Source organism: Nostoc sp. (assembly GCF_036917775.1).
GTDB lineage: Bacteria > Cyanobacteriota > Cyanobacteriia > Cyanobacteriales > Nostocaceae > Nostoc.
In genome coordinates, this window is sequence record NZ_JBALEQ010000086.1 from 18,083 (window position 1) to 31,032 (window position 12,950).

The window sequence follows — 12,950 nt, forward strand, 5'->3', positions numbered from 1 at the left end:
AAGTAGTATGTCTAAAATTGCATTTTTTACAACTTATATTCAAGACGAAATATCTAAAGCAATTGGGATAGACACATCTGAATTGGATGTGGAAATGTCTTTAAATTATTTAGGGCTTGATTCATTAATTGCTGTCAAACTCAGAAATAAGTTTAGAAAAGACTTGGAATTAGATATTCCAGCAGTAAAATTTATGGAAGATACTAATGTTGCAAGTTTAGCAATATTAGTCAACGATTTAAGTGAAAATGCTAACTCAAAAATAGAAAATGATGATGAGTTGTTGGAAGGAGAATTATGAATTTAGTTGAGTTTCTCACACAACTCTCGCAACAGAATATAGAATTGTGGGTTGAAGATAATAAACTGCGTTATCGTGGTCGCAAAGAAGTATTAACTTTCACAGTTTTAAATCAAATTAAGCAGCATAAAACAGAAATTATCAATTTGCTGCGCCAAGGTTTTCACACATCTAAATCCTATCCCCTGACTCATGGTCAGCAAGGTCTATGGTTTTTGTATAAACTTGCACCCACAAGTGCAGCTTATAATGTTGCTTTTACAGCTCGCATCTGCTCTCATTTAAATATTCCGGCTTTACAACAAGCATTTCAGAAGTTAGTAAATCGTCATCCAACTCTCCGCACAACATTTGCACAAAAAGATGGCGAACCTTTTCAACAGATTCATGAATACCAAGAAGTTTATTTTGAAAATATTGACGCTTCAGTTTGGAATGAAGATGAGTTGGCAAGCCAAGTAATAGCAGCATATCAGCGTCCATTTAATTTGGAAAAAGGTAATTTATTGCGGGTAAATTTATTTACTTGTTCTGAAGATAATTATGTAATATTACTAACAATACATCACATTGTTATTGATGGTTTTTCTCTAGGAATTGTTCTTGATGAGTTACGTTTGCTCTACGAAGCAGAAAATACAGGTCGAGTCATATCTTTACCTGCTATTAAGTACCAATATAAAGACTTTGTACAGTGGCAGAGAAATACTTTAGCAAGTTCTGTGGGCGATGAATTATGGAATTACTGGCGCGAACAATTAGTGGGTGAGTTACCCATCTTAAAATTACCAACAGATCGATCGCGACCACCAATTCAAAGCTATCTGGGAGCTTCCCATACTTTTGAGTTGAATCAAGAGTTGACTTCTCAGCTACGAGAAATGGCGAAAGCTCAAGGAGCAACTCTTTACATGACTTTGTTAACCGCCTTTCAAGTGTTACTTTACCGCTTGTCAGGTCAGGAAGATATAATTGTGGGTGCGCCTATTGAGGGGAGAAGTCAGCCGGAATTTGCGGAAACTGTGGGCTTTTTCGTGAATATGCTGGCTTTGCGGGTAAATTTGGCTGGTAATCCGACATTTTCTCAGCTTTTAACTCAAGTCCGTCAGACTGTATTGGATGCGATCGCTCATCAAGATTATCCCTCTACTTTACTAATTGAGCGATCGCAACTTAACCGCGATCCAAGTCTTCCTGGTTTGTTTCGCGTTTCCTTTAATTTGTTAAAGCTCAGTGAAATTGCTCAAGATTATGAATTGTCTGTATCTGATAAAACTAAAACCAGAGAAAATTGGGGTGGGTTAACTCTCGAACCTTTTGTGATTCCCCAGCAGGAAGGACAGAATGATTTAGTCTTCGATATGATGGAGACGGCTGAATCATTAATTGGTATTTTACGATACAACAGCGATTTATTTGATGCCACGACAATTAGCAGGATAGCGAATCATTTTCAAACTTTACTCGCAGGAATTATTGCTAATCCCCAACAGCAAATTGCTTCGTTATCTCTGCTAACGGAAGTTGAAGCAAATCATTTGTTGTGGGAGTGGAACAACAATCAAGTTGATTATCCTCAAGATAGAGTCATTCATCAGTTGTTTGAGAACTGTGTGAAGCAGCAACCAAACGCTGTTGCGGTGGTATTTCAAGAACAGCAACTAACTTATCAACAATTAAACAGCAAAGCCAATCAACTCGCACACTACCTGCGTTCTTTGGGAATAGGTAAAAATCAGCTTGTGGGAATTTGTGTGGAACGTTCCCTAGAAATGATTATTGCATTATTGGCAGTTCTGAAAGCAGGTGGAGCTTATTTACCTTTAGATCCTGCGTATCCCGAAGAACGTTTGAGTTTCATGCTGCGTGATTCTCAAGTATCGATATTGCTGACGCAACAAAGATTAGTAGCGAGTTTAGCAATTGAGGAATTAGCTGTAGTTTGTTTAGATCGAGATTGGGAAGATATTTCCCAAGAAAGTGAAGAGAATCTAGTAATTAATACTACACTTCAAGATTTAGCCTATGTGATTTACACATCAGGTTCTACAGGTAAATCTAAGGGAGTGGCGATCGCTCATCGTAGTTTAGTAAATGCGTTTTACGCTTGGGAAAAAGCTTATCAACTCCAGTCTTTGACTAGTCATCTACAAATGGCGAGTTTTGCTTTTGATGTGTTTTCAGGGGATGTAATTCGCGCTCTTTGTAGTGGTGCTAAGTTGGTTTTATGTCCCCGTGAGTGGCTGTTAGAACCAGACAAGCTGTATAAACTGATGCTTGTGGAGAAAATTGATAGCGCGGAGTTTGTTCCAGCTGTGTTGAGAAACTTGGTTGAGTATTTACAAAGAACTCAGCAAAATCTCCACTTTATGAAATTGTTGGTAGTCGGTTCAGATAGCTTGTATGTGCAAGAATATCAAGAATTTCAGCGTTTTTGTGGCGAACAGACACGTTTGATTAATTCCTATGGGGTAACGGAAGCGTGTATTGATAGCACGTATTTTGAATTGGGGATTGGGAAATTAGGAAGTGGGTTGGTTCCTATTGGTCGTCCATTTGCGAACACGCAAGTTTATATTTTAGATCGATATCTGCAATTAGTTCCCATTGGGGTTGCGGGTGAATTATATATTGGTGGTGCTGGTTTAGCTCAAGGTTATTTGCATCGGGACGATTTAACCAAAGAGAAATTTATCTCCTATTCTCCCCACACCCCCACACCCTTTGTACAGAGGCGATTAATCGCGTCTCTCCACAACCCTATTTTGTACAAAACGGGAGATTTAGCGCGTTATCTTCCTGACGGTAATATTGAATTACTCGGTCGAATTGACGATCAAGTGAAGATTCGGGGTTTCCGAATTGAACTAGGGGAAATTGAAGCTGTTTTGAGTAGTCATCCGCAAGTACAAGCAGCAGTGGTGATGCTTCGAGAACTGCAAACCGACAATAAATCTATAGTTGCATATATTGTTTCTGGACAACAGTCATTAACAACTAGTGAATTGCGTAACTTTCTCAAACAGAAGTTACCTGATTATATGATTCCTGCTGCGATCGCCATTCTGGAAACTTTACCTTTAACACCCAACGGGAAAGTAGATCGGCGTGCTTTACCAATTCCAGATATGGAACAGAGTCGAGAAATAGAGTTTGTTCCACCGCGCACCGCAACGGAAGAAGCGATCGCTAATATTATCGCTGCTGTTTTGGGACTCAAACAAGTAGGGATTCACGATAACTTTTTTGAATTGGGGGGACATTCCCTACTTGCGACTCAAGTTATTGCGCGATTACAACAAACCTTAAATATTGAGTTACCGCTACGCTCTTTGTTAACATCTCCCACAGTGGCTGGATTGAGTGAAGCACTGACATCTTTTACAAAGACAGAATCTTCAGTTGATTTACCAACAATTGTCCCAAATCCAGAACAGCTATATCAACCTTTTCCCCTCACCGATATTCAACAAGCTTATTGGTTAGGACGCAATGAAGCTTTTGAATTAGGAAATATTGCTGCTCATGGTTATTTAGAATTAGATTGCGATCGCCTAAATTTAACAAGATTAAATCAAGCTTGGCAAAAACTCATTTTGCGTCACGATATGCTGCGTGCTGTTATTTTACCAGATGGTCAACAGCAAATTCTGACAACAGTACCGGCTTATGAAATAGAAGTTTTGGATTTGCAAGATTTAGAGGTGATGCGTGAGCAGATGTCCCATGAAGTCTTACCTGCGGATCAATGGCCTTTATTTAGAATTCGAGCTACACCTATAGATGAACAGCGTACCAGACTCCACCTCAGTTTTGATGCTTTGATTGCTGATGCTTGGAGTGTGTTTATGCTGATGCGGGAGTGGTTAGATTTATATAATAATTCTGAGTTTGTATTACCACCCTTACAACTTTCCTTCCGCGATTACGTGCTTGGGGAATCAACTTTAAAAAATACACCCCAATATCAACGTTCTCAAGAATATTGGTTTAACCGACTAGATACCTTACCACCAGCACCAGAATTACCCCTAGCGAAAAATCCTAATTCCATTACCAATCCTCGGTTTCAACGTCGCAGTTCTCAACTGTCTCCAGAACAATGGCGCAAATTACAAAATCGCGCTCAACAATTTAACTTAACTCCTTCTGGCGTTTTACTGGCTGCTTTTGCAGAAGTCCTCAGTCAATGGAGCAAAAATCCTCAGTTTACGATTAATCTCACCCTGTTTAAACGTTTACCTTTACATCCCCAAGTCAATGAGATTGTCGGAGACTTTACATCTTTGACACTTTTAGAAGTCGATCGCTCAGTTCCTCAAAGCTTTAGCAACCACGCTCAACAATTACAGCAACAACTGTGGCAGGATTTAGATCATGGTTACGTCAGTGGTTTGCAGGTACAGCGAGAACTTAGCCATCAACGTCAAAGTTACCAATTTATGCCAGTGATATTTACTAGTACACTAGGTTTAGAATCACTTGGTCAGGATACATCAATATTAAGTCAGTTAGGCGAACTCGTTTACAGTATCAGTCAAACCCCGCAAGTTTGGTTAGATAATCAACTCAGAGAGCAAAACGGAACTTTAATATTTAACTGGGATGCGGTGGAAGAACTTTTCCCCCCAGGTTTACTGGATGAGATGTTTGCTGCTTACTGCGATTTGCTTCAACAACTAATTACCTCAGATACAATTTGGAGCAAGATTCAGCGAGAATTACAACAACCTACAATTGCAAATTATCCCACCGCACCCATTTCTGAGGAAACTTTGCACAGTTTGTTTATTAAGCAAGTGCAAATCCAAGCTGATTCTCCAGCAGTCATCACCCCAGAGCGTACCCTAACTTATCAGGAATTATACCAACACGCTCTGCAAGTGGCATCTCAGCTGCGAGAATTGGGAGCAAGCAGCAACAATGCGATAGCGCGGAGCGCTGTGCCAGAGGCAATCGCTATTGTCATGGAAAAAGGTTGGGAGCAAATTGTTGCTGTACTAGGAATTTTAATCTCCGGTGCGGCTTATCTCCCCATCGATCCCGAATTACCAGCAGAACGACAATGGTATTTACTCACCCAAGGACAAGTTAAATTAATTGTCACTCAACCTCATCTTCACCTATCTTTACCATCAGGTGTTCAACAAGTATGTGTGGAAAGTCAACTCAGAGGAGATGGGAAAGATATCAAACTAGTCCAAACTCCCGATGATTTAGCTTACATCATCTACACTTCCGGTTCCACGGGTTCACCCAAAGGGGTAATGATTGATCATCGGGGTGCGGTGAATACCATTTTGGATATCAACCGACGCTTTGGAATTAAATCACGCGATCGCATCTTAGCTTTATCAGCATTAAACTTCGACCTCTCAGTTTACGACATCTTCGGTATGTTAACGGCGGGAGGAACAATAGTTATTCCCTCAGCAGATAAAACCAAAGATCCCGCACACTGGTTAGAGTTAATAGTATCTCAGCAAATTACCCTGTGGAATTCAGTTCCAGCCTTGATGCAAATGTTGGTAGAATATCTTACCAACCAACCACAACAACCTTCATCTCTGCGTTTAGCTTTGTTGAGTGGAGATTGGCTACCTCTAAATTTACCAAATCAAATCCAAAAATTGTGGTCAAATATCCAAGTTGTGAGTTTGGGAGGAGCAACAGAAGCTTCAATTTGGTCAATTTACTATCCAATTACCCAAGTCGATCCTAACTGGAAAAGTATTCCCTACGGAAAACCACTCGATAATCAACAAGTATATGTATTAAATCATAATTTGCAGCAAACTCCTGTTTGGGTGACGGGACAACTATATATTGGCGGTATCGGTTTAGCAAAAGGTTACTGGAAAGACGAAGAAAAAACAAACGCTAGCTTTATTACTCATCCAGTTACCAAAGAAAAATTGTATAAAACAGGTGACTTGGGACGCTATTTACCCGACGGGAATATAGAATTTTTAGGAAGAGAAGATTTTCAAGTCAAAATCAACGGTTATCGCATTGAACTTGGTGAAATTGAAGCCATATTAAAACAGCATCCCACCGTCAAAGAAGCAGTAGTCACCACAGTAGAACAAACACAACAATTAGTTGCTTATATCGTTAGCGATACACCAACTCCCAATTTAGGGGAAGCTTACCAACCAACTCAACAACCAGGAGTATTAACCGACGCTGGAGAACGCATCGAATTTAAACTCCAGCAACCAGGAATCCGCAAATTAGAATCATCCCAAATTACTATTAACTTACCCAAATCTGAACTTGAGCAAACAGCTTATTTAGAACGCCAAAGTTACAGACAATTTTTACCTCAAAAAATCTCCCTAGAACAATTTAGTAAATTTCTCAACTGTCTCCAGCAAATGCAACTGGGTGATTATCCCCTCCCCAAATATTGCTATCCTTCTGCTGGGAGTCTTTATCCCGTACAAACTTACTTATTCATCAAATCCAACAGCATCGAAACCCTTCCAGCAGGAATATATTATTATCATCCCAGCGACCACAATTTAATCTTACTCCACAGAACCAACGAAATAGACAGCAGCGTTTACCTTGAGAATCAACCACTTTTTGAACAATCCGCCTTTGCGATCTATTTGATTGGGAAACTAAGTGCGATCGCGCCGATGTATGGAGAACTCGCCAGAGACTTCTGTCTTTTAGAAGCAGGACACATCGGACAATTACTCATGAACAGCGCACCAACCCAAGAAATTGGTCTTTGTCCCCTTGGCTATTTAGAATTTCCACCAATTCAAGATTTATTTCAACTAGAAGCCAATCAAATTCTCCTTTATAGCTTTGTTGGTGGAAAAATAGACCCAAAAGATTCTCAGCAATGGTCAATACTTAAAAATCCTCAAACTACCAAATCAAATACTACCCAATTCCGAGAATATCTACAGCAGAAACTTCCACAATATATGATACCTGCTGAATATATTCTCATTGACACCTTACCCCTAACCCCCAACGGAAAAATAGATAGAAAAGCCTTACCAACTCCCAATCTCGCAACAGCCACATCAGCAACTTTAGTTCCTCCGCAAACCCAAACCGAAAAAAAAATCGCCGAATTCATCCAACAACTGCTGCAAATTGAAGTAGTGGGAATACAGAATAATTTCTTTGAATTAGGAATAGATTCGCTCAAACTCGTGCAGTTGAAAAATCACTTACAAAATCAATTCCAAGTTAACATTCCCATGCGCCAATTATTAGTGGAAACAACAAATATTCAACAACTAGCATTAACCATTGACGAACAATTAATTATCGCCAAAATCACACAAAAACCCCTAACCACAGAACAAGACGACGATAAAGAAATCATCAAAATTTGAATGTATTCCGCATAGACCTCTTGCCAAATTTCTTTATTTTATCTTCTTCTTTGCGCCTTTGCGTGAGATAAAAATAGTATGGTTCATTTACCTGAAAATTGCTGTAAATGAGGTACAAATTTTTGAAACGCAAAGGAACGCAAAGTAAAGCACAGAGTTACGCAGAGATTTCTGAAAAGACTAAAAAATACTATAAACGAACCACAAAGAACGCAAAGAACGCAAAGTTAAGAGAATTAAAAAGGGTTTTTGCATTATCAAGTGAATATTATTATCTGTGCCATTGGTGTTCGTTAAATCAAAAATGAAGAAAAACATTATGAACAAAAACCAACTTTTAATCGAACTCGAAAAACGAGGAATCAAACTCTGGCTAGAAAATAACCTATTAAACATCGAAGCACCAAAAGGAACATTAACACCAGAACTACGCGATTCCCTCAAACAACATAAACCAGAACTGATCAAACTCCTAAACCTCAACAACATCAAAACAACCTCCCTACCAATCATCAAACCAAATCCTCAGCAACTTCACCAACCATTTCCCCTCACCGACATTCAACAAGCGCATTGGTTGGGACGCAATCAAGTATTTGAATTAAGCCATGTCAGCAATCATGTTTACATAGAATTTGAGACTAATAATTTAGACATATCCCGCCTGACAGCAGCTTGGCAAAAACTCATTCAACGTCATGATATGCTACGAGCGATAGTATTACCCACAGGAGAGCAACAAATCTTAGATCAAGTTCCCAATTATCAAATTACTATCCTAGATTTACAAGAATCAGAAACCCAAAAACTCGAAACTGAATTAATAGCAATCCGCGAAAAACTATCTCAACAAAACTTACCTTCACATCAATGGCCTTGGTTTGATATTCGAGCCACTTATTTAAATCAAGAACAAATTCGGCTACATCTCAGCATGGATTTATTACTGATAGATGCTGCGAGTATTCGGATTTTATTTCACGAATGGAATCAACTTTATCAAAATCTCGAATTATCATTACCACCATTAGAACTATCATTTCGAGATTATGTCATTGCTAAAAATTCTCTCCAAGACTCAGAATTAGTCAAGCGATCGCAAACTTACTGGTTCAATCGGTTAGATACTCTCCCACCAGCACCAGAACTACCCCTAGCTTGTTTTCCTAGTGAATTAAAAGAGTATACATTCAAACGCTATGCTGCAAAACTAGAACCCCATATATGGCAAAAATTAAAACAGCGAGGTCAAAAAGCTGGTTTAACTCCTTCTATCATCTTGCTAACTGCTTTTGCAGAAGTTTTAACTTTGTGGAGTAAAAATCCTTCCTTTACTCTCAACTTAACTGTCCTAGAACGTCTACCACTCCATCCTCAAATCAATCAAATTATTGGAGACTTTACTAATACAAATCTCTTAGCAATAGACAATTCATCCCCAAATACATTTACAAATCTAGCTCTAAAAATACAACAACAATTACTCCAAGATTTAGACCATATTTATATTAGTGGAGTAGAAGTATTGCGGAAATTGCTTAATCAAAAGCAAACAGAATTGACCGCAGCTATGCCTATAGTATTTAGTAGTGTGTTAGGTTTGGGTAATTTTTCTCAAGCAGATTTAGAATATAACTTTTTAGGAGAGGTGGTGTATGGTATTAGCCAAACCCCGCAAGTTTCCTTAGAACATCAAGTTGCAGAACACAACGGAAGCTTAATTTTTAACTGGGATGCAGTAGAAGCACTCTTCCCTATAGGGATGTTGGATGAAATGTTTACAGTTTACTGCAATTTGCTGGAGCGTTTAGCTCAGGAAGATGAATTGTGGACAGAACCCATAGAATTATTACCACCAATCCCAATTCATCCTCATCCACCAATCCCACAAGCAGCTTTACTCCACACTTTATTTTTTGCACAAGTATCTCAACGTCCACAACAACAAGCCATCATTAGCAGCGATCGCATTCTCACCTATCAAGAGTTAAGCGATCGCGTCACTGAATTAGCACGAGAACTAGGCGATCGTTCTCAGGTGGCGATCGCCATCATAATGGAAAAAGGCTGGAAACAGGTTGTCGCTGCTTTAGCTATCCTTACTGCTGGTGGGATCTATGTCCCCATCGATCCAGGATTACCACAGGAACGTATATGGTATTGTTTACAACAGGCACAAGTCAAACTGGTACTGACTGAAACTTGCCTTGTTCATAGTCTGGAATATCCAGAGAACATCCCAATTTTGTGTATAGATTCATTACAAACTTCACCATCTCACCAGCCATTCCAGCAAAGCCCAAAACCCACAGACTTAGCTTATATCATCTACACCTCTGGTTCTACAGGAACACCCAAAGGTGTGATGATTACCCATGAAAGTGCAGTGAACACGATTTTAGACATTAACGAACGCTTTCGGATCGATTCAGGCGATCGCATCTTAGCTATTTCTGCTTTCAGCTTTGACCTCTCAGTTTACGACATCTTCGGCATCTTAGCAGCAGGAGGAACAATAGTCATTCCTGATGCTGCAAACAGTAAAGATCCATCTCATTGGAGTGAATTAATTACCACCCACCAAATCACAATTTGGAACTCAGTTCCTGCTTTCATGCAGATGTTAATTGAGTATAACTTCACTAATGCCCAAGTTGTATTTAATACTCTCAGACTAGTTTTATTGAGTGGTGATTGGATACCCCTAAATTTACCTACTCAGATCCAAGCATTATCTCCACAAGCCGAAATCATTAGTTTAGGAGGAGCAACAGAAGCCGCCATCTGGTCAATTTATTATCCAATTACCCAACTTGACCCCAACTGGAAAAGTATTCCCTACGGAAAACCACTTGAAAATCAATATATTTATGTTTTAAATACATCTCTCAAAAAATGTCCTGTTTGGGTTACAGGAGAATTATATATTGGCGGTATCGGATTAGCAAAAGGTTATTGGCAAAACGAAGAAAAGACAAATGCTAGTTTCATTATTCATCCAGTTACCAAAGAAAAATTATATAAAACAGGCGACTTGGGACGCTATTTACCCGATGGGAATATTGAATTTTTAGGAAGAGAAGATTTTCAAGTTAAAATCAATGGTTATCGCATTGAACTTGGTGAAATTGAAGCCATATTAAAACAGCATCCTACCGTTAAAGAAGTTGTAGTTACAACAGTCCCAAAAACACAACAACTAATCGCTTACATTGTTCCACAACCAGAGTCAAACATCACCACTCAAGAAATACGTTCTTTTCTCCAAACCAAATTACCAGCATACATGATTCCCTCTACTTTTGTGTTGTTAGCATCTTTCCCGCTCACAGCAAATGGTAAAGTGGATCGTCAGGCGCTATCTATTCCTGAAGGTACGCAACCGGAATTAACACAAACTTTTACCCCGCCTCGTAACCAAGTAGAAGAACTCTTAATTACAACTTGGACAGAATTATTTCAACTTCCGCAAATCAGCATCCATGAAAACTTTTTTGCATTAGGTGGACATTCCTTTTTAGCACTACAATTAATCTCAAAAATCAATCATAAATTTCACACAAGTATACCTCTTAGTACACTTTTTCACTATCCAACTGTAGCCGAATTAGGAAATTTTCTGATCCAAAATCATCACGCTTCCTCAACACCTGTATCTTTAGTCCCCATTCAACCACAGGGAACTCAACCACCATTATTCTGTATTCATCCTACAGGGGGACAAGTAATGGTGTATCAACATCTTGCCACCTGTTTAGGAACAGATCAACCTGTATACGCTATCCAGTCTCGCGCTCTCAACAACTCACTTGATGAGCATAATAGCATTGAAAATATGGCTGTGGAATACGCCAAAATCATTCGCCAACATCAACCTCATGGTGCTTATCATCTCATGGGTTGGTCTATGGGTGGAGTCATTGCTGTTAGTATTTCCAAAGAATTAGAACAGCAAGGATGTAAAGTTGATTTTCTTGGACTTGTAGATGCGTTCTTATTTCCAGATAGTACACCAACTTTTACACCCGATCCTTTATATGAATTAGCATTAGTGTTTGGTGGTACAATTGTAGATGCTTTGATGACGCTAGATACTGTTCAACAACAGCAACTACGAGAGCAACTCATAAGTTTAACTTCTGTTGAACGTCTGCAATTAATGATGAATTGGGGACAATCACAAAATTTACTTTCAAAAGAACTATCAGAAGTATCAATTGGAATATTGCAAAAACAGCTAGAACTAACCGAAATTCACCAAAAACTATTAAAAGACCACCAACCACCTGAAATCCAGGCTCAAATTTCTATCTGGTGGGCTGCACAACAACTCACACCTCAATTACCCCGTACTAACTGGAGTCAATATACTATCAACGCAACTCACACAAAAATCTTAGATGGCAACCATTTTACCATCATGCTTCCCCCGTGCAACACAACACTCGCCCAGCAATTACAAGAGTACATTTAATTACATACCAGGCTTGTTTATTGAGATTGGATGGATGTATGGGGTGGAGAAGTTGGGTTAGCGACTGACCAAATGTCTACAAATAGGACACAAAATGATTCTAGACTTACACAATTAAGTAATGGTGTCGGTCAGTCCGATAGCGATCGCAATCCAAGAGACAATCCAATTCTCATTTTCACCTTTGTATAGCAGAGGAGAAAAATGGTCAGTTTTGAGTAACTATCCTCTGAAGGGGTGATTGAGAGGGCTACAGCGATCGAGTGTATCAACACCAAATCAAGCTGGTTCAAGTCACCCAAAAGTAATCCCAAAAGAGACAAACTTTCTGGCAAAATGTCTCTGATTCGCTAATAACTTCCTGTATTCTGGGATATCCGTTCTTTGTGGAAAGCCGAATGATTCCTATAGATATGAAACGACTCATCAAAAAAAACCCTAACCCAGTTCGCAAGAAAACAGAAGTAACCCCACCACCGATTGAACCCATTGAGATTCCTGAGAATCAAAATATTCCTGAACCGGTAATTGAACCAAACCCACCTGTGTACATTGAAGGCTACATTTCCGAATCCGAATACATTTCTGAACACTATCGCCCCCTCCGCTCTGTGGGTAACTCCGGGTGGCAACCGTCTGACGTTTGGCGCGAGTTGAGAGTTGATGATTTTTGTCGTGGGTGAGTCAGTATTTAAACAGCACTATGCCTGTGGTTCTTGCTACTGGAGTTTAGACTAAAAGCGATATGAGAGAAAGCAGACCAAATGGAATTAGAGGTTAAAAATATTATCTTGTCAGCCTGAAAGCATCCGCC

General features: G+C 39.3%; 5 protein-coding genes. All 5 read left to right on the forward strand.

Going from position 1 to position 12,950, the window contains the following annotated elements; all coding sequences use genetic code 11:
* Nucleotides 1-7 precede the first annotated feature (7 nt).
* The 5 genes from V7K69_RS16780 (at nucleotide 8) to V7K69_RS16800 (ending at nucleotide 12,819) form a co-directional block, all read left to right on the forward strand.
* On the forward strand, nucleotides 8-301 hold the full coding sequence (locus V7K69_RS16780) for an acyl carrier protein (RefSeq protein WP_335036252.1): 294 nt from the start codon (nucleotides 8-10) through the stop codon (nucleotides 299-301).
* Nucleotides 298-7,662, forward strand: coding sequence for an amino acid adenylation domain-containing protein (locus tag V7K69_RS16785; protein WP_335036254.1), 7,365 nt, complete (start codon nucleotides 298-300; stop codon nucleotides 7,660-7,662). Before V7K69_RS16780 ends, V7K69_RS16785 begins: the two co-directional genes overlap by 4 nt.
* A gap of 319 nt (nucleotides 7,663-7,981) precedes the next feature.
* The gene (locus V7K69_RS16790) at nucleotides 7,982-12,136 is read left to right on the forward strand and encodes a non-ribosomal peptide synthetase (protein ID WP_335036256.1); all 4,155 of its coding nucleotides are present in this window, start codon (nucleotides 7,982-7,984) and stop codon (nucleotides 12,134-12,136) included.
* Nucleotides 12,137-12,166: 30 nt separating this feature from the next.
* Nucleotides 12,167-12,328 (forward strand): hypothetical protein, encoded by a 162-nt coding sequence (locus V7K69_RS16795; RefSeq protein ID WP_335036258.1) that lies wholly within the window; start codon nucleotides 12,167-12,169, stop codon nucleotides 12,326-12,328.
* Between the two features lie 206 nt (nucleotides 12,329-12,534).
* Entirely contained in the window at nucleotides 12,535-12,819 is a 285-nt protein-coding gene (locus V7K69_RS16800; RefSeq protein WP_335036260.1) for a hypothetical protein, read from the forward strand.
* Nucleotides 12,820-12,950 lie beyond the last annotated feature (131 nt).

Coding starts and splice junctions, on each gene's coding strand:
- V7K69_RS16800 (WP_335036260.1), top strand. CDS start 12,535: ATGATTCCTATAGATATGAAACGACTCATCAAAAAAAACCCTAACCCA.
- V7K69_RS16790 (WP_335036256.1), top strand. CDS start 7,982: ATGAACAAAAACCAACTTTTAATCGAACTCGAAAAACGAGGAATCAAA.
- V7K69_RS16785 (WP_335036254.1), top strand. CDS start 298: ATGAATTTAGTTGAGTTTCTCACACAACTCTCGCAACAGAATATAGAA.
- V7K69_RS16795 (WP_335036258.1), top strand. CDS start 12,167: ATGGATGTATGGGGTGGAGAAGTTGGGTTAGCGACTGACCAAATGTCT.
- V7K69_RS16780 (WP_335036252.1), top strand. CDS start 8: ATGTCTAAAATTGCATTTTTTACAACTTATATTCAAGACGAAATATCT.